General features: G+C 77.2%; 19 protein-coding genes. 13 read left to right on the top strand and 6 right to left on the bottom strand.

The annotated features are described in order from the left end of the window. Together ACI79G_RS11935 and ACI79G_RS11930 are read right to left on the bottom strand one after the other, a co-directional pair. Window positions 1-2,390 (bottom strand): LuxR C-terminal-related transcriptional regulator (locus tag ACI79G_RS11935; protein WP_456881342.1); only part of this gene is annotated, 2,390 nt, incomplete at its 3' end. Then, entirely contained in the window at window positions 2,387-4,354 is a 1,968-nt protein-coding gene (locus ACI79G_RS11930) for an Hsp70 family protein (protein ID WP_456881341.1), read from the bottom strand. The genes ACI79G_RS11930 and ACI79G_RS11935, both read right to left, overlap by 4 nt. Before the next feature lie 291 nt (window positions 4,355-4,645). Here ACI79G_RS11930 and ACI79G_RS11925 point away from each other — a divergent pair, with 291 nt between their 5' ends. From ACI79G_RS11925 to ACI79G_RS11915, 3 genes are all read left to right on the top strand, one after another. After that, window positions 4,646-5,947 carry an IniB N-terminal domain-containing protein gene (locus tag ACI79G_RS11925; RefSeq protein ID WP_456881340.1) on the top strand — a complete coding sequence of 434 codons (1,302 nt, stop codon included), beginning with the start codon at window positions 4,646-4,648 and terminating at the stop codon, window positions 5,945-5,947. Between the two features lie 118 nt (window positions 5,948-6,065). Next, entirely contained in the window at window positions 6,066-7,889 is a 1,824-nt protein-coding gene (locus ACI79G_RS11920) for a dynamin family protein (RefSeq protein ID WP_456881339.1), read from the top strand. A 73-nt stretch (window positions 7,890-7,962) separates the two neighbouring features. Next, the gene (locus ACI79G_RS11915; protein ID WP_456881338.1) at window positions 7,963-9,486 is read left to right on the top strand and encodes a dynamin family protein; all 1,524 of its coding nucleotides are present in this window, start codon (window positions 7,963-7,965) and stop codon (window positions 9,484-9,486) included. Here ACI79G_RS11915 and ACI79G_RS11910 read toward each other — a convergent pair. Together ACI79G_RS11910 and ACI79G_RS11905 are read right to left on the bottom strand one after the other, a co-directional pair. After that, window positions 9,460-10,062, bottom strand: a complete 603-nt coding sequence (locus ACI79G_RS11910) for a hypothetical protein (RefSeq protein ID WP_456881337.1) — start codon at window positions 10,060-10,062, stop codon at window positions 9,460-9,462. The two genes, ACI79G_RS11915 and ACI79G_RS11910, sit on opposite strands and share 27 nt — an antisense overlap. Window positions 10,063-10,151: 89 nt before the next feature. Further along, complete coding sequence (locus ACI79G_RS11905) at window positions 10,152-10,928, bottom strand: enoyl-CoA hydratase-related protein (RefSeq protein ID WP_456881336.1); 777 nt, start codon at window positions 10,926-10,928, stop codon at window positions 10,152-10,154. 272 nt (window positions 10,929-11,200) lie between these two features. Between ACI79G_RS11905 and efeO the strand changes: the two genes are divergently transcribed. The 3 genes from efeO (at window position 11,201) to ACI79G_RS11890 (ending at window position 15,540) form a co-directional block, all read left to right on the top strand. Continuing rightward, the gene (gene efeO / locus ACI79G_RS11900; RefSeq protein ID WP_456881335.1) at window positions 11,201-12,355 is read left to right on the top strand and encodes an iron uptake system protein EfeO; all 1,155 of its coding nucleotides are present in this window, start codon (window positions 11,201-11,203) and stop codon (window positions 12,353-12,355) included. 7 nt (window positions 12,356-12,362) lie between these two features. Further along, window positions 12,363-13,670: an iron uptake transporter deferrochelatase/peroxidase subunit gene (efeB, locus tag ACI79G_RS11895; RefSeq protein ID WP_456881334.1), complete on the top strand. Its 1,308-nt coding sequence runs from the start codon at window positions 12,363-12,365 to the stop codon at window positions 13,668-13,670. A gap of 244 nt (window positions 13,671-13,914) precedes the next feature. After that, window positions 13,915-15,540, top strand: a complete 1,626-nt coding sequence (locus tag ACI79G_RS11890) for a protein kinase domain-containing protein (RefSeq protein WP_456881333.1) — start codon at window positions 13,915-13,917, stop codon at window positions 15,538-15,540. Between the two features lie 130 nt (window positions 15,541-15,670). Here the strand turns inward: ACI79G_RS11890 and ACI79G_RS11885 are convergent, their stop codons facing one another. After that, window positions 15,671-16,360 carry a hypothetical protein gene (locus ACI79G_RS11885; protein ID WP_456881332.1) on the bottom strand — a complete coding sequence of 230 codons (690 nt, stop codon included), beginning with the start codon at window positions 16,358-16,360 and terminating at the stop codon, window positions 15,671-15,673. Window positions 16,361-16,482: 122 nt separating this feature from the next. Here ACI79G_RS11885 and ACI79G_RS11880 point away from each other — a divergent pair, with 122 nt between their 5' ends. The 4 genes from ACI79G_RS11880 to ACI79G_RS11865 are packed head-to-tail and all read left to right on the top strand — an operon-like array spanning window position 16,483 to window position 18,498. Then, complete coding sequence (locus ACI79G_RS11880; protein ID WP_456881331.1) at window positions 16,483-17,754, top strand: competence/damage-inducible protein A; 1,272 nt, start codon at window positions 16,483-16,485, stop codon at window positions 17,752-17,754. Next, window positions 17,754-18,107, top strand: coding sequence for a cupin domain-containing protein (locus ACI79G_RS11875; protein WP_456881330.1), 354 nt, complete (start codon window positions 17,754-17,756; stop codon window positions 18,105-18,107). The genes ACI79G_RS11880 and ACI79G_RS11875 overlap by 1 nt, the downstream gene beginning before the upstream one ends. After that, the gene (locus ACI79G_RS11870; RefSeq protein WP_456881329.1) at window positions 18,104-18,277 is read left to right on the top strand and encodes a hypothetical protein; all 174 of its coding nucleotides are present in this window, start codon (window positions 18,104-18,106) and stop codon (window positions 18,275-18,277) included. The genes ACI79G_RS11875 and ACI79G_RS11870 overlap by 4 nt, the downstream gene beginning before the upstream one ends. Beyond that, window positions 18,274-18,498 (top strand): hypothetical protein, encoded by a 225-nt coding sequence (locus tag ACI79G_RS11865; RefSeq protein WP_456881328.1) that lies wholly within the window; start codon window positions 18,274-18,276, stop codon window positions 18,496-18,498. Before ACI79G_RS11870 ends, ACI79G_RS11865 begins: the two co-directional genes overlap by 4 nt. 233 nt (window positions 18,499-18,731) lie before the next feature. Here ACI79G_RS11865 and ACI79G_RS11860 read toward each other — a convergent pair whose 3' ends face one another. Beyond that, window positions 18,732-18,938, bottom strand: a complete 207-nt coding sequence (locus ACI79G_RS11860) for a hypothetical protein (protein ID WP_456881327.1) — start codon at window positions 18,936-18,938, stop codon at window positions 18,732-18,734. A 137-nt stretch (window positions 18,939-19,075) separates the two neighbouring features. On the opposite strand from ACI79G_RS11860, the gene ACI79G_RS11855 reads away from it, so the two are divergent. From ACI79G_RS11855 to ACI79G_RS11845, 3 genes are all read left to right on the top strand, one after another. Then, window positions 19,076-20,302 (top strand): DUF222 domain-containing protein, encoded by a 1,227-nt coding sequence (locus ACI79G_RS11855; RefSeq protein WP_456881343.1) that lies wholly within the window; start codon window positions 19,076-19,078, stop codon window positions 20,300-20,302. Between the two features lie 149 nt (window positions 20,303-20,451). Beyond that, on the top strand, window positions 20,452-20,895 hold the full coding sequence (locus tag ACI79G_RS11850) for an MFS transporter (RefSeq protein WP_456881326.1): 444 nt from the start codon (window positions 20,452-20,454) through the stop codon (window positions 20,893-20,895). 114 nt (window positions 20,896-21,009) lie between these two features. Further along, window positions 21,010-22,629 carry an acyl-CoA dehydrogenase family protein gene (locus tag ACI79G_RS11845; RefSeq protein WP_456881325.1) on the top strand — a complete coding sequence of 540 codons (1,620 nt, stop codon included), beginning with the start codon at window positions 21,010-21,012 and terminating at the stop codon, window positions 22,627-22,629. Window positions 22,630-22,715 lie beyond the last annotated feature (86 nt).

The raw sequence follows: 22,715 nt of genomic DNA, 5'->3' as shown, positions 1-22,715 counted from the left end.
CGGCCCCGCACGGCGGGGGTGGCGGTGGGCGGCGGGGGCCCCCCGGGGGGGGCGGGCGGGGGGCGGGCCCCGCGCCCCCCCCCCCCCCCCACCGGCACCGGCACCGGCGGCGCGGTCTCGCAGCCGGCGCTGTCGGCCAGTGACCGGGCGCAGGCCAGCAGCACCGAGCGGGCCCGCTGCTCGGTCGCCCGCGCCGCCGCCTGGCCGGCCAGCCGCGACCCGTCCCAGCCCAGTCCCACCGCGGTGAGCTGCTCGGCCGCGGCGACCACCTCGTCGGGGTCGACCTCTCCCGACAGCACCTGCAGCCAGGTCCGCCCGGCCCGCGCCACCGTGGCCGCGTAGGGGCTGGTCCGTGCGGCCGCGACCAGCGCCGCCGCGTGCGGCCGCAGCCCCTCGGGGTCGTCGGCCAGGATCGCGGCCTGCGCGCCGCTCCAGTGCAGCGAGGTCGCCCACAGCTCCGGGTCGCCCAGCCGTGCCAGCAGCGCCTGGGCCTCGGTCAGGTGCGGGCGCAGCCGCTCGCCGTCCCGCAGCCGTGCCGCGGCCACCACCAGCTCGCCCAGCGGCAGCAGGGTGAACAGGTCCACCGGGTGGCGGACCACCGCCTCGCGCGCCCGCACCCACGCGCGCACCAGGGCCGGCAGGTCGCTGCTGCGCCGCGCCAGCCCCACCTCCAGGGCCTGCAGGACGACGTCGTCGCGCGGCTCGAGCGGGCCGCCGCCCTCCTGGGCGCGCGCCATCTGCTCCCGCGCCTGGGTGGACCGGCCGGCCAGCATCGCGATCCAGGCCAGCAGCAGCCGGTGCCGGCGCCGGCACGGCGGGCCACCGAGGTCGGCGTCGACCGCCCGCTGCAGCACCGACTCGGCCACCCCCAGCTCCCCGCTGTGCAGCGCGACCAGCGCGGCGAGGGCGGCGGGGGAGTCGACGAGCAGCGCGGTGCGGCCCACCGGCTCGAGCAGCGCGGCGGCGCGGGTCAGCGTGGACAGCGCGGCGGCGATGTCCGCGGCGGCGCCGTCCCCCGTCCGCAGCGACTGGAGCACCCCCTGGGCGGTCAGCTCCTCGCTCACCGACAGCACCGTGGGCACCTCGCAGGCGGTGCGCGCCGCCTCGAGGGCGGCGGCCGCCGCGTCGGGCTCGCCGGTCGCCAGCAGCGCCAGCGCGGCCGATCCCGCGCGCTCGGCCCCGGCCAGCCGGCACAGCCCCGCGGCACGGGACAGCAGTCCCCGCTGGGCCAGGACGGCCGCGGTCACGCCGGCCGCTCGCGCCCGGTCCGGCGCGGTCTCGTCGGCCAGCGCGGTGTCGGCCCACTGCAGCGCGCCGTCGAGGTCCCCGGCCAGCGCGGCGGCCTGCGCGCGCCGACCGGCCAGCGACGCCACCGGCGCACCGCTGTGGGCCGCCTCGCCGAGCAGCTGCGCGGCCAGCGCCGGGTCGTCGGTCAGCGCCGCCTCGCCGTGCCGCTCGAGCAGCCGGGCGGCGTGCCGGTCCCGCACCCGCTCGGCGGCCAGCCGCCGGGCCAGCTCGACCGGTTCGTCACCGCGCTCGACCAGCAGCGCCAGCAGCTGGCGGCGGACCCGCCGCGTCACGTCGGGCGGGGTGACCGCCAGCAGCGCACGGGCCGCCAGCGGCACCACCTCGCCGGTGCCCAGCAGCAGCCCGGTGGCCCGGCCGGCGTCCAGCAGGTCGACCGCCCGGTCCGGCGACACCCCGAGCAGCTCGCCCAGCACGTCCTCGTCCAGCGGTGCCCCGGCCGTGAGGGCGTGCAGCAGCGCGCGGGTCTCCTCCGCCACGGCCGCCAGGTCGGCCCGGACCCGGTCGGTGACCTCGTCGGGCACCACGAGGCGCCCCGGTTGCCCGGGAACGCCGCCGCGCCGGCCCAGCGCACGCAGCAGGGGGACGGCGAACGCCGGCAGCCCGCCGGTCTGGGTCAGGACGGCGTCGGCGAGCGGGGGTGCCAGGGCCTCACCCAGCAGCTCCCGCGCCCACTCGCGCAGCCGGCCCCGGTCGGCGTGCCCGAGGACGACGGTGCGCCGGGCGGGACCGACCTGGGCCAGCAGCGCGCCCAGCGCGGCCGGCCGCGGCCAGGGGCGCTGCGCCAGCACCACGCGGGCGGCCGGCGAGCGCAGCAGCACGCCCAGGCGGGCCACGTCGGCGTCGGACAGGTGGTGCGCGTCGTCGACGAGGACCGCCACGGGGCCGGGCAGCGCGGCCGGGTCCTCCGGGACGGCGTCCAGCACCGCCAGCCCGGCCCGCTCGTGCGCCGTCGCCAGCTCGGCCAGCAGCAGCGACTTCCCGGTCCCCCCGGGGCCCACCACGGTCACGACGGGGGGCACCCGGCCGGTGGAGGCGGTCAGCTCGCGCACCAGCTCCGGACCCCACCCGGTCGCCGCGCTCACGCCGGCCCCTCCACCGGGGCAGCCGGTCCGGTCGCCGGGGCGTCGGTCGCAGGGGCGTCGGTGGGCTCGGGTGCGGGCTCGGGATCGGGCTCCGGCGCCGGCGTCTGCTCCACGGGGGCCTGGGAGGCCGACGGCTGCTGGGCCGGCGGGTCCGGCTTGAAGGGATCGGGGACCGGTGGCCGGGACGCGGGAGGTCGGGTGACCGGCGCCTGGGAGGCCGGCGGTCCGGAGACCGGGGGCGGCGAGGTGGTCGGCTGCCCGCCTCCGGTCGGCTCCTCGGTGACGGGGGCCTGGCCGGACGGCGACGGTCGCCCCGCCGTCCCGGGCGCCGGGGCACCCGGCGACGCGGTACCGGACGGGGTCCCGCCGGCAGTCCGGGAGGGGCTGGAGGCGGACGCCGTGGTCCCCGGTGCGGTGCGGTCCCTCGTCGACGCCGCGCTGCCGGGGGCGGACGGCGTGCTGCTGCGGGCCGCGGTCGCGATGGCGGCGGCGAGGCTGGTCCGGGGGGAGCTCGTGGAGTCGGCCGCCGTCCGCGACGCGCCGCCCCCGGCGCTCTCCGCGGCACGTGCGGTGGAGCCGCCGCCCACGACGGCCGTCCCGCGGGCGATGACGCCCCCGTCGTCGGCCTCGGCGGCGGCCCGCCCCGTGGGCCCGGGCGGGAGGACGGCGTCGAACAGCCCGGCCGCCGCGGGCCCCAGCAGGAGCAGCCCGAGCGCGAGGCCGGCCACGACCGCGCCGCGGCGCACCCGCCCGCTCCGCCGCGCTGCCGGCCCGGTGGCCGCGCGGGGAGGGGACCCCGGACGGTGCCGCCCCCGAGGCGTGCGCGGCCGCGGGAGCACCGGCTGCGGGTCCACGGCGTCGGACGGCACGTCCGCCCGCTCGGTGGGCGGCGCGGCAGCAGCTGCCGCTCGCGGGAGGGCCTCGGCTGCCAGCGCCTCCCCCGCCAGCGCCTCCGCCGCCAGCGCCTCCGCCGCCAGCGCAGCCGCACCGAGGGCGGGGGTCAGTGCGGGGTCCCCGCCCACGACCAGCGGCCGGCCCAGCTCGTCGGAGAGGACCTCGGCGACCAGCGGCACCCGCACGCCGCCGCCGGCCAGCACCACGGCGTCCAGGTCGGTGGGGTCCAGTCCCGCGGCCGCCACCGTGGCGGCGACCGCCTCGGCCGACTCCCGCACCGGCCCGGCCAGCACCTCGTCGAGCTCCTCGCGGGTGAGCCGGACCGGTCCGTCCGGCCCCCCGGTCCCGATCCGGACCACGGTGGCCGTCGACAGCGCCTCCTTGGCCGCCCGGCAGGCTCCCCGCAGCGCCCGGGCGTCCTCGGGAGGTGCGTCCAGGCAGTCGAGGACGTGGGCGAGGACCTCGTCGTCGACGTCCCGCCCGCCCCAGGGCAGCGGCGCCGGCGGGACGGCGAGGTGCACCAGCGGCCGGTCCGGGCCGGGGCCCACCACGGCGGTGTCCAGCGACCCGGCGCCCAGGTCGTAGACGGCGACCGTCGGCTCGGGCGCGAGGTCCCCGGCCGCGACGTGCGCGGCGACGGCCGCGACGGCGGAGGACACCAGGGAGAAGCGCGGGACGCCGGCGGCGGTGAGCGCGGCGGCCAGGGTGGCGCAGCGGTGCCCGGCCCAGGACGGCGGCACGGTCACCACCGTCCACGCGTCAGGGCGGCCCTCCCGCTCGGCGGCGAGGCCCCGCACGTGCTGGACGGCGTGGGCGACCAGCTCGGCGGCCGGTACCGCGCGACCTCCGGCGTACACCGGCACCGGGTCGCCCACCCGCGCCACCAGGGTTGCGCGACCCGCCGTCCCGTCGGCCGGGACGAGGGCGACCCGCCCGTCGTCCCGGACCGCCGTCGTGACCGGCCCCTCGCCGAGCGGCAGCGGCACCGCCGCGCCGTCCGGCCCGCAGACCGCCGCCGAGACGGCACCGCCCCCGACGTCGATCCCCAACCCGTACTCGCCGTTGCGCACAGGCCCCCCCTGACCACACGAGTCCCCGGGTCCGACTGCGGACCGGTCGGGGTCGCATCGCAACGTATGTCCCTGCCGTCCGCTCTGTCCCGCGTGTCACGGGGACCGATCCGCAGCGCACGGTGAGGAGGGGGCGACACCCCGCAGCCCCTAACGGAGAGTCAGCGGTCATCCCCCATACCGGTCCGGCGATGGGGGGCGCTTCCCCGATGCCGGGGGACGGCGGCCGGGCGTGGACTGCGCCCCAACAGCCGGCCGACGGTGGGCGGCTCGAGACCCAGGAGTGCAGCCATGTCGACCGTCGCGAGCACGCTGCTCGACTTCATCCTCGACCTGTTCCGCGACCCGGAGAAGGCCGCGGCCTACGAGGCCGACCCGCAGGCCGCGCTGGACGCCGCCGGCCTGTCCGACAGCACGCCGGCGGACGTGGCCGACCTCGCGCCGATGGTGTCGGACTACGCCACCGTCGGCGGCTGGAGCGGCGGTGCCTCCCACGGCGGCGGCTCCCACGGGGGCGGCTCCCACGGGGGCGGTCGGGGCGACCACGACTCCGGTGCGGGCGGCCGCGGGGACTCCTGCGACGCCGACGAGGACCGGGGCGGACACCACCACCCGAGGCCCGTGGACGACGACGAGGACGAGCACTCCTCCGGCGGCGGCGTCGCGCCGGTGGACCGCGACGAGTGCGACGACGACGAGGACGAGGGCCAGGCCGGTGGCGGCCACTCCCACGCCCCCGCGCCGGCCGGGGGCACCGAGGCGGTGGTCATCACCCACCTGCAGGAGGTGCACTACTCGCACACCGAGACGACCGTCGAGATCGACGCCTCGCACAGCATCTGGGTCAGCGGCGACGCCCAGGCCATCTTCGGCGACGTCCGGGGCGACGTCACCCAGATCGACAACGAGGGCGGCATCGTCGCCGGCGACGACGTCGAGGACTCCTCGGTCGACAACAGCGACCACTCGGTGCGCGACTCCCACAACACCGACACCGACACCGACGTCGACGTCGACGTCGACGTGGACGTCGACATCGACGACAGCCCCGTCAACATCGGTGGCGACCAGGCCGTGGACAGCTTCACCGGCAACGAGGACAACGACGTCGTCGCCGACCGCGGCGGCCAGGTCGGCGACAACACCTCCGTGCGGGTGGACGACGTGACCGTGGTCGAGGACTCGGAGAACGTCGGCAACGACACCTCGGTGCGGATCGACGACTCGTTCAACGGCAACGACCTCTCGCAGGACAACGACGGGGTCGACGACTCCTTCAACGGCAACGAGGACATCGGGAACGACCACTCGGACAACTCCGAGACCGACAACAGCGTCAACGACTCGTTCAACGGCAACGACCTGTCCGACGACGACGGCGTGGACGACTCGTTCAACGGGTCGCTGAACGGCAACGACCTGTCCGACGACGACGGGGTGGACAGCTCGTTCAACGGCAACGACCTGTCGGACAACTCCGAGACCGACAACAGCCTCGAGGACAGCGGCAACAGCTACACCGAGAACTCGGTCGACGTCGACGAGGACTACCACGTCGACGCGCAGGACACGGGGGACGTCACGGTCGGCTGACCCCCGCGGTACACCGGGTCCCGGTCGCTGCACGGGGGGCGACCGGGACCCGGCTGTCCGCGGCTGTCCCCGCAGGATCCCCGGGTGGTAGGACCGGGACGTCAGGAGGTGTGTGCCCGTGGCAACGTCAGCGCAGCTGCTCGACCGGGCGGGAGCGCTCGCGGAGGTCTGCGGGCGGCCGGACCTGCAGCGCCGGCTGCTCCAGGCCCGGGCCCGCAGCGCCGACCCGCGGGTCCGCGTCCTCGTCGTCGGCGAGCCCAAGCAGGGCAAGAGCTCGCTGGTCAACGGCCTGGTCGGCGCGCCGGTCTGCCCGGTGGCCGACGACGTGGCCACCGTCGTCCCCACCGTGGTGCGGGCCGGGGAGGCGCCGCGCGCCAGCCTGGTCCTGGCCACGGGGCCGGGTGGGGTCGGTGGTGGCTCGCCGGACGACGACGGGCCGACCGAGCGGGTGCCGGTCCCGGTCGAGCAGGTGGCCGCCCGCGTCACCGGCGAGGGGACCGACCGGCTGGTGCAGGCCGAGGTGGAGCTGCCGCGCCGGCTGCTCGACGGGCTGGAGCTGGTCGACACCGCCGGCGTGGGCGGCGTGGGCGCGCAGCGGGCGCTGCGCACCGTCGACCTGCTGCCCACCGCGGACGCCGTCCTGGTGGTGTCCGACGCCAGCCAGGAGTTCACGGCCCCGGAGATGGCCTTCCTCGAGCAGGCCGCCGCCCTGTGCCCGACGGTCGTCTGCGTGCTGACCAAGACCGACGCCTGCCCGCACTGGCGCGAGGTGGCCGAGCTCGACCGGGGCCACCTCGCCCGCCGGGGCATCGAGGCGCCGCTGTTCGCCGTGTCCGCCGCCCTCGCCCAGCTGGCGGTGCAGCACCGCGACCGGGAGCTGCACGAGGAGTCCGGGATCGGCGCCCTGGTCACCCACCTGCGCCGCGAGGTCGTCGACCGCGCTGAGGTGCTCACCCGCCGCGCGCTGGTGCACGACCTGCGCGCGGTCACCGAGCACCTCTCCCTGGCGGTGCGCACCGAGCTGGCCGGCCTGGAGGACCCGTCCGCGCGCGAGGAGCTGGTGCGCGGGCTCGAGGAGGCCCGGGCCGCCGCCGACGACCTGCGCCGCCGCTCGTCGCGCTGGCAGCAGGTGCTCACCGACGGCGTCACCGACCTGGTGGCCGACATCGACTTCGACCTGCGCGACCGCTCCCGGGTGGTGGTCCGCGAGGCCGAGGAGGCGATCGACGCCCAGGACCCCGGCCCGATGTGGCCCGAGCTGTCCGAGTGGCTGGACCGGCGCATCGCCGCCGCGGTCGCCGACAGCTACGTCTGGGCCGAGCAGCGTTCGGAGTGGCTCGCCGAGCGGGTCATCGAGCAGTTCGCCCGGGACGGCGGCGGTGCGGTCCCCGTGCTGACCGTCGGCGCCGCCGGTGACGCGCTGGCTGGCCTGGTGGAGCTGCCGACGGTCGACGACGGCGCGATGACGCTGCGCGAGCGGACCCTCATCGGGCTGCGCGGCTCCTACACCGGCGTCCTCATGACCGGGCTGGTCACCAGCCTGGCCGGGATGGCGATCATCAACCCCGTCTCGCTGGCCGCGGGCGCCCTGCTCGGGCGCAAGGCCTACCGCGACGACCAGCAGCAGCGCCTGCAGCGACGCCGGTCGGAGGCCAAGGCCGTGGTCCGGCGGCACCTCGACGAGGTGGTGTTCCAGGTCGCCAAGCACCTCAAGGACCGGCTGCGCACCGTCTCCCGCACCCTGCGCGACCTGATCACCGACACCGCCGAGGAGATGGCCCGGTCGCTGGCCGACGCGGTCGCCGCCGCCCAGCGCGCCACCCGGGAGGCCACCGCCGAGCGCGACGCCCGCATCCGCTCGCTGCGCCAGCGACGCGACCAGCTCGACCGGCTGGCCGCCGACGTCCGCGCCCTGGAGCGGGCCGCGGTGGCGGCCCCGTGACCGAGCTCGCGAGGTCACGCGTGGGCAGAGCACCGTCGGTCACGACGCCCACGAGCGCCGGCGAGGAGGCCTCGTGACCGCACCGGCGAGGTCCAGCGGGGACGCGGGCAGCACCGTGCTGGACGACGTCCGCGCGCTGCTCGACGACGCGGTGGCGCACTACGCCGACGTCCCCTCGGCCGCCGCCCGGCTCGGGGCCCAGCGGCGGCGGCTGGACGAGCCGCTGCGCCTGGCCCTGGTCGGCCGGGTGAAGTCGGGCAAGTCGACGCTGCTCAACGCCCTGGTCGGCGCCCGGGTCGCGCCCACCGACGCCGGCGAGTGCACCCGGGTGGTCACCCTCTACCGGCACGGCGCCACCCCGCGCGTGGAGCTGCACGGCACCGACGGCGGACGGCGGACCCTCCCGGTGCGCCGCGCGGACGGCGGACTGCGCCTGGAGCTCGGCGGCACCCCGCCGGAGGAGATCGCGCAGCTGGTCGTGGACTGGCCGACCGACGACCTGCTGCGGGCGACCGTCGTCGACACCCCGGGGATCGCGTCGCTGTCCACCGGCACGAGCGCGCGCACGCACGGCTTCCTCGGCGCCGACGACGGCGTCGCCGGCGCGGACGCGATCGTCTTCCTCACCCGCCAGCCGCAGCCCGAGGACGTCGCCGTCCTGGCCGCCTTCCAGGCCGGCACCGGCGGGGAGGGGGCGCTGACGACGACGATCACCGTCCTCTCCCGCGCCGACGAGGTCGGGGCCGGGCGGCTCGACGCGCTGCACGCCGCCGACGCCGTGGCCCGCCGGATGTCGGCCGACCCGCAGGTCGCGGCGGTGAGCTCCGCGGTGGTCCCCGTCGCCGGGCTGCTCGCGCTGGCCGGCCGGACGCTGCGGCACGGCGACTACGTCGCGCTGCGGGCCCTGGCCGACGCCGACCAGCAGCAGGTGTCGCGGATGCTGCTGACCGCGGACCGCTTCACCCGCCCGGAGGCGCCGGTGCCGCTCCCGGCGGAGGTGCGGACCGCGCTGCTGGACCGGCTGGGCCTGTTCGGCATCCGGCTGTCCATCGCGCTGGTGCGGGCCGGTGTCCCGGACGCCACCGCGCTGGCCGAGGAGCTGCTGCGGCGCAGCGGCCTCGGGGAGCTGCAGCGGCTGCTGCGGGTGCACTTCACCGAGCGCGGCGCGCAGCTGCGGGCCGGGACGGCGCTGCGACTGGTGGAGGAGGTGCTCGCCGAGCACCCCGTCCAGGGGGACGACGAGCTGCGGGCGGAGCTGGAGCGGCTGCGCCTGGCCACCCCGGACCTCGGCGAGCTCGACCTGCTGGCCCGGTCCCGTGCCGCGCACGGCCCGCTGCCGCCCGAGCTGCGGGCCGAGGGGGAGCGGCTGCTCGGCGCCGAGGGCACCGGCCCGGCCGCGCGGCTCGGGCTGCCGGCCGGGACGCCGGACGACGCGCTGCGGCAGGCGGCGCTCGAGGCCCTGGCCCGCTGGCGGACCGCCGCCGACGACCCGCTCGCCGGCCGGGCGACCGCGGACGCCGCGGAGGTCGTCGTCCGGGCCTGCGAGGCGCTGCTCGCCGCCCTGGACCGCTCAGCGGCGGCCGGCCGCCCGCGCTGACCGGCTGACCAGCGGGACGACGGCGAGCACGCACAGCACGGCGGCGGCGACCAGCGCCCACCGGTCGAGGTCGGCGCCGCCCGTGACCACGGTCTGCGCGACGTCGAGGACCAGCACCGTGGGCACCACGGTGAGGACCAGCGCCCACCGCGCCCACCCGGAACCCGGCAGCACCAGCGCCGTCCACACCAGGGAGACGGCGACGAGCGCCCCCACCCCGCCGAGGACCAGCGCGATGGTGGCCCGCACCCCGTCGGTGACCAGGTCGGCGGGCGCGGCGGGGTCCTCGGCCGTCGCGAGCACGGCGAGCCGGTCGCGGAGCGCGCCGAGGTCCAGCAGCGCCGCCGAGATGCCGGTGACCGCGGCCAGGCAGCCGGCCCACCACAGCGCCACGGCCGCCCGCACGGTCGCGGGCCGGGGCGGCCGGCTGCGGGGGAGCGGCGGGGCGATGTCGCTGGTCACCGCGGGCCGCGCCGGGGGCGGCGGTGCGGCGACGTTGCCGGTGAGCACGACCCGCCGGGGCAGGGGGCGGTGTGCTGTCGTCGGTCCCTGCTCGGACCTGGTGGACCCCGCCACGTGTCGCTCCCCCCGTGGGCCTGACCGCCGGACCGTCGCAGCCTGTCACCGCATGCGCGACCCCACAACCAGCCGGTTGCCGGGCGCCCTCAGCGACCGGTGAACCGCGGGGTGCGCTTCTCCAGGAAGGCCTCGACGGCCTCCCGGTGGTCGGCGGTGCGGCCCAGCTCGGTCTGCAGCCGGGCCTCGAGCGCCAGGGTCTCCTCGAGGCGGTCGGTGGCCGCCGTGGCCAGCACGGTCTTGATCGCCCGGTAGGCGGCGGTCGGGCCGGCGGCCAGCCGCGCGGCCAGCGCCTGCGCCTCGGCCAGCACCTGCTCGGCCGGCACGACCCGGTGCACCAGCCCCCACTCGGCGGCGCTCTCGGCGAGGAACGGCTCGGGGAGCAGCAGCAGCTCGGCGGCGCGCGAGCCGCCGACGCAGTGCACCAGGCGGGAGGCCAGCCCCGAGTCGCTGGACAGCCCGATGCCGGCGAACGCGGTGGTGAACTTGGCGCCCGCAGCGGCCACCCGCAGGTCCCCGGCGAGCGCGATGCCCAGCCCGGCACCGGCGGCGGCGCCGTTGACCGCCACGACCACCGGCACCCGCAGCGCGGCCAGCGCCAGCACCAGCGGGTTGTACTCCTCCTCGACCACCGACAGCGACGTCGCGGCGTCCCCGCGGAGCGCCTCGACGTGCTGGCCGAGGTCCTGGCCGACGCAGAAGGCCCGGCCGGTGCCGGTGAGCACCACGGCCCGCACCGCCTCGTCGGCCGCGACCCCGCGGACGACGTCGAGCAGCTCGCGCCGCGACCGGGAGGTCAGCCCCGGCCGCAGCATGGTGACGGTGGCGACCCCGCCGGCGTCCTCGCGGGTCACGGTCTCGGGCATCGTCGCCCCTCCTCGTCGTCGGCGGCCCTCCGCACGGCGAGATCGGCGATCTCGCCCGGCTCCGGGACCGGGAGCGTACGAGACCAGCCGTCCCGCCCCGGGCGGCCGAGGTCCCGATCGGGCGTGAGTAAGGTGAGGCTGCCCTACGCTGTCGCTGGTCCCGGTGCTCACCGCCTTCCTCCGGCCGGCCCACCGGCCCACCGCCACCGCGGCCGACCGCGCCGAGTCGTCCCCGCCCGTCCCGACCACCTCGTCCCCGGAGGCTCCCGAGCATGTCCGTGCGTGACCGCCGCCTGCCCCTCCTCACCGCCGGCCTGCTCGCCGCGCTGACCACCGCCGCCTGCGGCGGCGACTCCGGCACCGGCACCGCCGCCGGCACCGACGAGGAGGCCGCCGACACGATCACCGTCGCGGCCACCGACGACGCCTGCGACGTCGCCACCGGCGAGCTCGCCGCGGGCACCCACCGGTTCCAGGTGACCAACAGCGGCGACCAGGTCACCGAGTTCTACGTCTACGCCGCGGGCGACCGGGTGATGGGCGAGGTGGAGAACATCGCCCCCGGGCTGACCCGCGAGCTGCTCGTCGAGCTGCCGGCCGGCGACTACGAGACCGCCTGCAAGCCGGGCATGGTCGGCGACGGCATCCGCAGCGCCCTCACCGTCACCGGCGAGGCGGCGCAGCTGTCGGAGGACGAGACCCTCGCCCAGGCCGGCGCCGACTACCAGCGGTACGTGCGCAGCCAGACCGGCGCGCTCGTCGAGCAGACGACGGCCTTCGCGGACGCCGTCCGGGCCGGGGACGTCGAGGGTGCCAAGGCGCTGTTCCCCGTGGCCCGCACCTACTGGGAGCGCATCGAGCCGGTCGCGGAGGTCTTCGGTGACCTCGACCCGCGGATCGACGGCCGCGAGGGCGACCAGGCGGAGGGCGAGGACTTCACCGGCTACCACCGCATCGAGCAGGCGCTGTGGGTCGACGGCAGCACCGAGGGCATGGCCCCGTACGCCGACCAGCTGCAGGCCGACGTCCAGGAGGTCGCCGGCCTGGCCGACGACACCACGCTGGACCCGCTGCAGCTGGCCAACGGCGCCAAGGCGCTGCTCGACGAGATCGCCACCGGCAAGATCACCGGCGAGGAGGACCGCTACTCGCACACCGACCTGTGGGACTTCGCCGCCAACCTCGAGGGCTCTGAGGCCGCCGTCCAGGCGCTGCGCCCCTACCTCGAGGAGGCCGACCCCGACCTGGTGGCCGAGATCGACGAGCGGTTCGCCGCCGCCGAGGCCGAGCTGGAGCAGTACCGGACCGGCGACGGCTGGGTGCTCTACGACCAGCTCACCCAGGAGCAGCTGCGCGGCCTCAGCGACAGCATCACCGCGCTGACCGAGTCCGTCAGCCGGGTCGCGGCCGTCGTCGCCGACCGGTGAGGCCCCGATGAGCGAGCCGACGACCCCCGGCCGGGGGCTGAGCCGGCGCCGGCTGTTCGGCCTGCTCGGCGCCGGGACGGCGGGCGTGGTCGCCGCCGGCGCGGCCGGCGGCGCCATCGGCCGGGCCACGGTCGACGTGGGTGGGCCGGGCGAGGACGCGGCCGCTGGGCCGCACCCGACCGACGCGGTGGAGTTCACCGGCGCGCACCAGGCCGGCATCGTCACCCCGGCGCAGGACCGGCTGCACTTCGTCGCCTTCGACGTCACCACCGACCGGCGCGAGGACCTGGTGGAGGTGCTGCAGGCCTGGACGGCGGCCGCGCGCCGGATGACCGCCGGACAGGACGCCGGCCCGGTGGGTGCCGTGGCCGGCTCCCCGTACGCACCCCCGGACGACACCGGCGAGGCGCTCGGCCTGCCGCCGTCCGGGCTGACGCTCACCGTCGGCTTCGGCCCCACGCTGTTCACCACCGCCGACGGCGCCGACCGCTTCGGCCTGGCCGCCCGCCGCCCGGCGCCGCTGGCCGAGCTGCCCGCCTTCGCCGGCGACCAGCTCGACCCGGCGATCAGCGGCGGCGAACTGTGCGTCCAGGCCTGCGCCAACGACCCGCAGGTGGCCGTCCACGCGATCCGGAACCTGGTGCGGCTCGGCGCCGGGGTGGTTAGCGTCCGCTGGTCGCAGCTGGGCTTCGGCCGGACGTCGTCCACCAGCACCGGCCAGGCCACCCCGCGCAACCTGTTCGGGTTCAAGGACGGCACCAACAACCTCAAGGCGGAGAACACCGCGGCGCTGGACCGGTTCGTGTGGGTCGGCGACGGCGACCCGGGGGCGGACTGGCTGGCCGGCGGCACCTACCTGGTCACCCGGCGGATCCGGATGCTCGTCGAGCCGTGGGACACCGCCTCGCTGGTCGAGCAGGAGCAGACGATCGGCCGCGCCAAGGGCTCCGGTGCCCCGCTCGGCCAGCGCGCGGAGTTCGACCCGGTCGACCTCACCACGCAGGTCGACGGCGAGTTCGCCGTCCCGGAGACCAGCCACGTCTTCCTCGCCCACCCGACCAATTCGGGGACGGCGATCCTGCGGCGCGGGTACAGCTTCGTCGACGGCTCCGACGGGCTCGGCCGCCTGGACGCCGGGCTGTTCTTCATCGCCTTCCAGCGCGACCCGGAGACGGGGTTCGTGCAGGTCCAGCGCAACCTGCGCACGGACGCGATGAACGAGTACGTCCGGCACACCTCCTCGGCGGTGTTCGCCTGCCCGCCGGGCGTCCGGGGCGACGACGACTGGTGGGGCCGGGCGCTGTTCACCGGCTGACCCCCGGATCGTGGCCGGAACGTGACGGGACGGTCCCCTCCCGGAGCCGATCGGCTGGGAGGATGGAGGGCGGACGGACGCGGCGCGGGCCGGAGCGCGCGGCGCCGTCCCCCCAGGTCGGCGACACGCCCGGCATCCTGCGCGGATGTGTAGCCACCAGGGGTGCGGGACATCCAGACCCAGGGGCGCCGGCGCCCTCGGGGCCGCGGACGACGGCCGGGTCGCAGGCGAGGAGTGAGCCACGGTGGTGGAGCCGGGTCGGCGCAACCTGGGTGAGCGGTACGAGCTCGCCGAGTTGATCGCCGCCGGCGGCATGGGGCAGGTCTGGCGTGGCACCGACGTCCTCCTCGGTCGTCCGGTCGCGGTGAAGGTCCTGCGCAGCGAGTACACCGGCGACCCCACGTTCCGCGCCCGCTTCCGCGCCGAGGCCCAGCACGCCGCCGGGCTCTCCCACCCGAACATCGCCGCCGTCTTCGACTACGGCGAGACCGAGGCCACCGACGGCAGCGGCGAGACGCTGGCCTACCTGGTGATGGAGCTGGTCGAGGGCGAGCCGCTGTCGGCGGTGCTGCAGCGCGAGGGCCGGCTGTCGGCCGCCGTCACGCTGTCGCTGCTCGAGCAGACCGCCTCCGCGCTGGCCGAGGCCCACCGGGTCGGGCTCGTGCACCGCGACGTCAAGCCCGGCAACATCCTGGTCCGCGACGACGGCAGCGTGAAGATCACCGACTTCGGCATCGCGTGGTCGGCGGACAGCGTGCCGCTCACCCGCACCGGCCAGGTGATCGGCACCCCGCAGTACCTCGCCCCGGAGGTCGCCGAGGGCTCCCACGCGTTGCCGGCCAGCGACGTCTACGCCCTCGGCCTGGTCGGCTACGAGTGCCTGACCGGCCACCCCGCCTTCGACGGGGACAACGCCGTGACGATCGCGCTCAAGCAGGTGCGCGACGACCCGGAGCCGCTGCCCGACGACCTGCCCCGCGACGTGCGGAGGCTGATCCGCCGCGCGCTGGCCAAGGACCCGGCCTCCCGCATGCCGGACGGCGCGGCGTTCGTCGCCGCGGTCGAGGACGTCCGCGCCGGCCGGCCCCTGCCCGAGCCCGCCCCCACCCGCAGCCTCGCCGTCCCGCCCGCGACCGCCGGCGTCCCCGCCGCAGCCGGCACCCGGACCGTCGGACCGCCGGCGGCGCGCCGCCGCTGGCCGGCCGCCGTCCTGGTGCCGGTGGTGACGCTGCTGCTCGGTGCCGGCGCGGCCGCCGGGGTCTTCGTGGCCGTGTCCAGCGACGAGGACGCCGGGCCGACCGTGGTCGCCGCGCAGACCGAGGACGCCCGGATCGTGCTGGCCGCCGATGACTACGTCGGGCGGCAGGCCGACGAGGCGGCGCTCGCGCTGTCCGCGCTGGGCCTGCTGGTGCAGCGCGAGGAGCAGGTCACCGGGGACGCCGCGGCCGGCACCGTGACCGCCGTCGACCCGGCCGGCACCGAGCTGCGGCCCGGCGACACGGTGCGGGTCCTCGTCGCGGTGGCGCCGGCGCCCGCTCCGCGGCAGCGCGACTCCGCACCGGCCACCCGCGTCTCCGAGGGCACCGACGACCAGGCGCAGCGGCCGCGGCGGACGCCCGAGCCGGAGCCCGCGCCCGAGTCGACCGAGGCGGCCCCCACGCCGACCGCCACGCCGGAGGAGGAGCTGCCGGCCAGCACGCCGACCCCGACGTCGACCCCGTCGGCGAGCGCCACCCCGACGGAGTCGGAGGAGGCCGCCGACCCGTCGAGCACGGCCGGGCCGTCGACGTCGTCGGACGACGAGACGTGGGCCGGGGACGGCGAGCGCGACGGCAGCTGGGACGGCGCCCGGGACCGCGACGACCGCTGAGCGTCCCCCGGACGGGTGGACGTCCTCGCGCCGCGCTGTCGGCGCGGGCCCCGGGTGGCACGCTGCGGGGTCGCGGGGGATGGCTGCGGGCCGGCGGAACGGCCGGGCTGACCCGCCGCTGGTGCCCCGGTCAGCCCCGGCTGCGGCCGGGGGCGATCCAGAGCGCGGCGCCGAGGGCGGCCAGCGCGGCGGTGAGGACGAAGCCGCGGTCGCTGTTGACGTGGGGCAGCACGACCAGCACCCAGAACACGGCCACGCCGGTCAGCCCGGCGGCCGCGACCTTCCACGCCGCGTCGGGGTGTTGCCGGGCTGCCGGGACGACGCGGCCGGCGAACGGCAGTGCGCCGACGAGGGTGGCGAGGGTCGCGAAGACCGACCACAGCGTCACGGCCGACCACAGCGGCGCCTCGCCGAAGCCCAGGCCGAGGCCCAGCTGGAGCAGCAGCAGGGAGAGCGCGGTGAGGCCGGTGCCGATGCGGGCGGCCCGTCCCTGCGGCGGGCGCGTGGTGCGAGGGGTCCGCGGAGGCCGTGGGGTGCGGGGCGGGCGCGACGTCCGGGCCCGGCGGATGCCCTCCTGGGCGGTCAGCGGCAGGCCGAGGGGCGGGTCGGTGGCCGCGGTGCCGGCGCCGGGCGGTCCGGGCCGCGTGCCCACCGGGCCGGTGGGCTGGACGCCGCCGGACAGCGGGTCGGCGTCCACCCGGGGCATCTGGTGCGTGCCGGCGGCGGTCGCGCCGGCGGATGTGAACGCGATCCCCTGCGTGCCCGACTCGGTCGGATGGCGCGGTGCCGGTGGCTCGGGGGTGGGACTCGAGTGCGTCACGGTTCCTCCTCGCTCGAGCGCGGGCACGCGCCGGACCGGTTCGTCACCGCACGCTAGCGGCGGAGTGGCCGGCGGCCCGGCAGGAAACGCGGGCGGGCCGAGGTCTCACTAGGGTCGGCCGGGTGACCGTGCGTGCAGGGATCGTCGTCACCGGCACCGAGGTGCTCACCGGCCGGGTGAGCGACCGCAACGGCCCGTGGTTGGCCGAGGAGCTGCGCCGGCTCGGTGTGGACGTCGGCGCGGTGCTGGTCGTCGGCGACCGGCCCGAGGACCTGCGCAACGCGCTGCGCTTCCTCGCCGACGAGGACCTCGTCCTCACCACCGGCGGGCTCGGCCCGACCGCCGACGACCTGACCGCGCAGGTCGTCGGCGAGGTGCAGGGCCGGCCGTCGTCGGTCGACCCGGAGCTGGAGCGGCAGATCGCCGGGATCGTCGAGGGCCTCATGGACGGCCGCGGGTGGCGCGCCGACCCCGAGGCCACGGCGGCCGGCGTCCGCAAGCAGGCGCTCGTTCCCGAGGGGGCGATCGTGCTCCCGCCGGTCGGGACGGCGCCGGGTCTCGTCGTCCCCCCGGCGGAGGAGCGGGACGGACCGGTGGTCGTCGTCCTCCCCGGGCCGCCGTCGGAGCTGCAGGGGATGTGGCCGGCGGCGCTGGCCGCGGAGCCGGTGCAGCGGGCGCTGGCCGACCGCAGCGAGCTGCGTCAGGAGACGCTGCGGCTGTGGGGGACGCTCGAGTCGCAGCTGGCGGCGACGCTGCGGCAGCACGAGTTCCCCGACCTGGAGGTCACCACCTGCTTGCGGGACGGCGAGCTGGAGATCGTCACCCGCTACGGCCCGGAGGCGCAGCCGGAGTACGACCGGCTGGTCGAGGCGGTGCGCGCGGCGCACGGGCCGCAGCTGTTCTCGACCGGCCCCACGGTCGACGACCTGGTGGCGTCGGCGTTCGCCGACCGCGGGCTCACCGTCGCGACGGCGGAGTCGTGCACCAGCGGGCTGCTGGTGGCGCGGCTCACCGAGCGGGCCGGGTCCTCGGCGTGGGTGCTCGGCGGGGTGGCGTCGTACGCGAACTCCGCGAAGGAGGCGCTGGTCGGCGTCCCGTCGGAGGTGCTGGAGTCGTACGGCGCGGTGAGCACCCAGGTGGCGGCGGCGCTGGCCGAGGGTGCGCGGTCCCGCTTCGGCGCCGACGTGGGGGTCGGCATCACCGGGATCGCCGGACCGGGCGGGGGCTCCCCGGAGAAGCCGGTCGGCACCGTGCACCTGTGCGCCGTCGGGCCCGACGGGCGCCAGCCGCGCTCGGTGGTGCTGCCCGGCTCGCGGTCGGCGGTGCGGCACCGGTCGGTGGCCCTGGCGATGCACATGCTGCGCCAGCTCCTGCTCGGCGGGCCGCCGGCCTGATGGAGCTGCTCACGCCGCCCCCCCGGCAGCTGTCGTCCTACGGCAGCTCGGGTGTGGAGCTGCTGCGCGCGGCGCTCGTGCGGGAGCCGCAGGACGGGTTCGCGGTGGACGTCGTCCAGCTCGCGCCGGGCGGGTCGATCGGACGGCACCCGACCCGGCTGTGGCTGCTGTTCCTGGTCGTCTCCGGCCGCGGCTGGGTGTCCGGGGCGTCGGGTGACCGCCGGCCGCTGCGGGCCGGCGAGGCGGCGCTGTGGTCGCCGGGGGAGGACCACACGTCGGGGTCCGACGAGGGGCTGACCGCCGTCGTGGTGCAGTGCCATGTCCGTCCGCTGGCCGGCGAGGGGGTCCCGTGACGACCCTGACCCTGCACGCGACGGGGCCCATCGGGCCGGACGAGGTCTGGGAGCGCTACGCCGTCCCCGCGCGCTGGTCGCAGTGGGCTCCGCAGATCACCGGCGTCGAGGTGCCGGTGCCGCGGTTGGTGGCAGGCGTGCGGGGCGGGTGCGCGGGCCGGTGGGGGTGACGCTGCCCTTCGTCGTCGACGCGGTGGACGAGGCGGCCCGGCGCTGGTCGTGGACGGTGTCCCTCGGCCCCGTGCGGCTGCACCTGCTGCACTGGGTCACCGAGGGTCCGGACGGCGGCAGCACGACGGGGCTGCGGGTCTCCGGGCCGGCGCCGCTCGTGGTCGGCTACGCGCCGCTGGCCCACCTGGCGATCGGCCGGCTGGTCCGCGCGGTGCGCTGACGCCTCCCCTCATCGGGGTTGGAGCGAGCCGGCCCGCCGGGGTGCACCGCCCGGACACGCCCTCGTGGACGCCTCGTCGGCCGCGGGACCTCGACGGCGCCTGGTTCCACCACCGGTTGGGCGCTGCCGGCGGTGACGCGCTCGCCGCAGCGGCGCTGTGCCGGTTGCTCGGGGAGGAGTGACCGGTCACGGCGCGAGCTGCTCGTGGACGAGCACCCGGACGCCGGACGGCGTCACGTCCTCGCGGTGGACGCGGAAGCCGAGCCGGGTGGCCAGCGCCCGGCTCGGTGCGTTGTCGGGGTGGACGACCGCGGTGAGGCGGCGAGGGTCGCTCCGCCGGTGTACCGAGCGACGTCCGGGTCGGCGTACACCTCGGCCAGTGCCTCGCTGTGCTGACCGGAGAGGGGCGGCATGAGCAGCCGCTCGGTCTCGAGGTGCACGGGCGCACGGTGGTTGGGGCGGACGTCGACGACTCGCGTCAAGACCATGAGCACATCTGTGGACGAGCCGCTGACCTGGGGATCCGCGTGGCTCACTCTCCCCCGATCGGCTAGACTTCGAACAGGTGATCGATCCGGTGGGAGGTGTCGTGGCCAGGTTGGCGGTGCGGGCGGACGACGACCTGCACGCTCTGGACGACGGCGCCCTGCTCGACCGCACCGCTGGATTGATCCGCGAGCGGAACCGGATCGACGCCGAGCTGGTCCGCACGATCCGCGTCGCGGATGCGCGGCAGGCGTGCGAGCACGACGGGCTGAAGACGATGCCAGCGTGGCTGCGGAACCACACCCGACTCTCGGCTGCGGCAGCCGCTGAGCTGGTCCGGTCCGGGCGTGCACTCGAGCACCTGCCGGCGCTGGGGGCCGCGTTCGCGGCCGGGGACGTGACCGCCGACCAGGTCGCCGCAGTGGCCCCCATCGCGCGTGACGAGCACCGGGTCGCCGCCGCGGAACAGGATGTGGACCTGGCCGAGATCGACGCCGCGCTGACGGCGATCGCCACCTCGCAGCCGCACCAGGTGCTCGGGCAGGCGGTGAATCGCTATCTGGCGATGCTCGATCAGGACGGCCCCGAGCCCGACCCGACCGAGGGGCGGCGGCTGGCCATCACCAAGCACGCCGACGGCAGCATCACCGGCCGGTTCGACCTGGACGCCGTCGGCGGGGAGAGGCTGCAGACCGCGCTGGAGTCGGTGGTGCAGGCCGGCCGGTGCGCCGGGGACGAACGCACCCGTCACCAGCAGCAGGCCGACGCGCTGGTGCAGCTGTGCGACAACCAGCTGGCCGCCGGCTCCCTGCCGACCTTGCGCGGCCACAAGCCGCAGGTCATCGTCACGATCGGCGTCGAGGACCTGGCCGGCCCGGCCACCGGGCCGGGTGCAGCCGAGACCGGGTTCGGCGCGACGATCTCCGCCGCCCGTGCCCGCTGGCTGGCCTGCGACGGGCAGGTCACCCGGATCGTCATGGGCCCGGACGGGATGCCGCTGGACTACGGGCGCAGCCTCCGCTTGGTGCCACCCCACGTCCGCCGCGCCGCCGAGGTCCGCGACGGAGGGTGCGTGTTCGCCGGCTGCGGGGCCCCGACGTTCTGGTGCGACGTCCACCACCTGCTGGCCTGGATCGACGGCGGCGAGACCGACCTGGAGAACTCCGCGCTGTTGTGCGAGCGGCACCACACGAAGGTCCACCACGGCTTCCGGGTCGAACGCCGACCCGACGGGCGATGGCGCACCTGGCGACCCGACGGCACCGAGATCCTCATCGGCCCCGGCCGCACCGGTCCACCGCTGGCCACCGCAGCCTGACCGACCGACGACGCACGACAGCCGCGCGTTCCACGTGGAACGCGCGGCTGCCGTGCGTGCGCAACCGGGTCGCGCGCCGGGCGATGTGGTGGCCGAGAAGCCGGAGATGCGGCGGACGGGCGTCGAGGGCGGGACCTACAGTGCGTCCCGTGCGGGGGCTGGTGGAGGCGGTGCTGCCCGCCCGGATGGGCACGCCGTTCCGCTGGCTGGTCGGGTCGTCCTGGGTGGGCAACCTCGGCGACGGCATCGCCCTCGCCGCCGGGCCGCTGCTGGTCGCCGGCCAGACCCAGGACCCGCTCCTCGTCGCCCTGGGCGCCCTGGCGCAACGGCTGCCGTGGCTGCTCCTCGGCCTGCAGGCGGGCGTCCTCGCCGACCGCGTCGACCGCCGGCGGCTGCTCATCGGCGTGGCCCTGGCCCGCGGCGGCATCCTGCTCGGCCAGCTCGTGGGCGGGCTGCTCGCCCGGGCCTGGGGCGTCACCGGGCCGTTCTGGTTCGGCTTCGTCGGCTCGGCGGTCATCCTCGCCCTCATCTGGCGGCAGCTCGCCCACGTCGCCCACGCCGGCGAGGAGGCGTCCACCGCCTCGGTGTCGTGAGCGAGTGGGGCCCGGAGGTCCCTCGAGGAACGACGAGGGGCTCGGCGTGGCAGGGGAACGGCACCTGATCGCGGTGTGGTCCGGGGGACCACGGTGTCGTCGTACGGTGCGGTCATGGGCGTCACGCACGAGGTCACCAACCAGGTCCCGCCGCTGGTCGGTCACGACCCCATCGCCGGCGACGCCGCCCTGGCCGAGGCCTGCGCCCGGTACGCCGACGTCGCCACCCTCGACTCGCTGAAGGCGCTCGGCGCGCTGGCCGGCAGCGAGCAGGCGCAGGAGTGGGGCCGGCTGGCCAACGAGAACCCGCCGCGGCTGAGGACGCACGACCGGTACGGCCACCGGGTCGACGAGGTCGAGTTCCACCCCGCCTGGCACGACCTCGTGCGCACCGCCTTCGAGCACGGCCTGGCCGGGGTCCCGTGGAGGTCACCCGAGCCGCACGCGCACGTCCGCCGCGCCGTCGGCTACCTCGGCTGGACGCAGGTCGAGATGGGGCACGGCTGCCCGGTGACCATGACCTACGCCGCCGTCCCCGCGCTGCGCGCCGCCCCCGAGCTCGCCGAGCGGTACGAGCCGGGCCTCACCGCTCCCGCCTACGAGTTCGGCCTCGTCGAGCCGACCGGCAAGCGCGGCCTGGTCGCCGGCATGGGCATGACCGAGAAGCAGGGCGGCTCCGACGTCCGCGCCAACACCACCCGCGCCGTCCCGAACACCGACGGCACGTACGCGCTGACCGGGCACAAGTGGTTCACCAGCGCCCCGATGAGCGACCTGTTCCTCGTCCTCGCCCAGCTGCCCGAGGGTGTCTCCTGCTTCCTCGTCCCGCGGGTGCTGCCCGACGGCACCCGCAACGTGTTCCGGCTGCAGCGGCTCAAGGACAAGCTCGGCGACCGCGCCAACGCCTCGAGCGAGGTCGAGTTCGAGGGGACGACGGCCTGGCTGGTCGGCGAGCCCGGCCGCGGCGTCCCGACGATCATCGAGATGGTCAACACCACGCGGCTGGACTGCGTGCTCGGCTCGGCCGCCACCGTCCGGGCCGCCCTCACCCAGGCGATCCACCACGCCCGGCACCGGCGGGCCTTCGGCGCGCTGCTGGCCGACCAGCCGCTGATGCAGAACGTCCTCGCCGACCTGGCCGTGGAGAGCGAGGCCGCCACAGCGCTCGCCGTCCGGCTGGCCGCCGCCGTCGACGCCGGCGAGTCCGACTTCCTCCGCCTCGCCGGGGCCGCCGCGAAGTTCTGGGTCTGCAAGCGCACCCCGACGGCCGTCGCCGAGGCGCTCGAGGTGCTCGGCGGCAACGGCTACGTCGAGGAGTCCGGCATGCCCCGGCTCTACCGCCAGGCACCGCTGAACAGCATCTGGGAGGGGTCGGGCAACGTCATCGCCCTCGACGTCCTCCGGGCGATGGGCCGCTCCTCGGCGTCCCTCGCCGCCGTCCGCGCTGAGATCGACCTCGCCCGCGGCGCCGACGCCCGGCTCGACGCCGGGGTCGGCCGGCTGGCCGCCGAGCTGGCCGACCCCGAGCAGCTCCCCGTGCGCGCCCGCCGCATCGCCGGCCTGCTCGCCCTGTGCCTGCAGGCCTCGCTGCTCCTGCGGCACGCCCCCGCGGAGGTCGCCGACACCTTCTGCGCGACCCGGCTCGGCGGCGACTGGGGCGCGGTCCTCGGCACCCTGCCCGGGGGTGCGCCGGTCGGCTCGATCCTCGGGCGGGCACGGGTCTCCCCTGTCTGAATTGCATCCGTGTGGTTACCCTCGGTCGTACGTCGGGCGCCCGGCGCCGTCGTGAGCGGGCGGCGGAGGGGTGCGGTCCGCGGGAC

The sequence above is a fragment of the Geodermatophilus sp. SYSU D00779 genome (genome assembly GCF_054050595.1).
Note: the sequence above shows the minus strand (reverse complement) of the source record. Positions and strands in the feature narration are given on the sequence as shown.

Excerpts from the sequence above, each read along its gene's own strand:
- ACI79G_RS11925 (WP_456881340.1), top strand. The coding sequence starts at position 4,646 with ATGTCGACCGTCGCGAGCACGCTGCTCGACTTCATCCTCGACCTGTTC.
- ACI79G_RS11905 (WP_456881336.1), bottom strand. The coding sequence starts at position 10,928 with ATGCCCGAGACCGTGACCCGCGAGGACGCCGGCGGGGTCGCCACCGTC.
- efeO (WP_456881335.1), top strand. The coding sequence starts at position 11,201 with ATGTCCGTGCGTGACCGCCGCCTGCCCCTCCTCACCGCCGGCCTGCTC.
- efeB (WP_456881334.1), top strand. The coding sequence starts at position 12,363 with ATGAGCGAGCCGACGACCCCCGGCCGGGGGCTGAGCCGGCGCCGGCTG.
- ACI79G_RS11875 (WP_456881330.1), top strand. The coding sequence starts at position 17,754 with ATGGAGCTGCTCACGCCGCCCCCCCGGCAGCTGTCGTCCTACGGCAGC.
- ACI79G_RS11845 (WP_456881325.1), top strand. The coding sequence starts at position 21,010 with ATGGGCGTCACGCACGAGGTCACCAACCAGGTCCCGCCGCTGGTCGGT.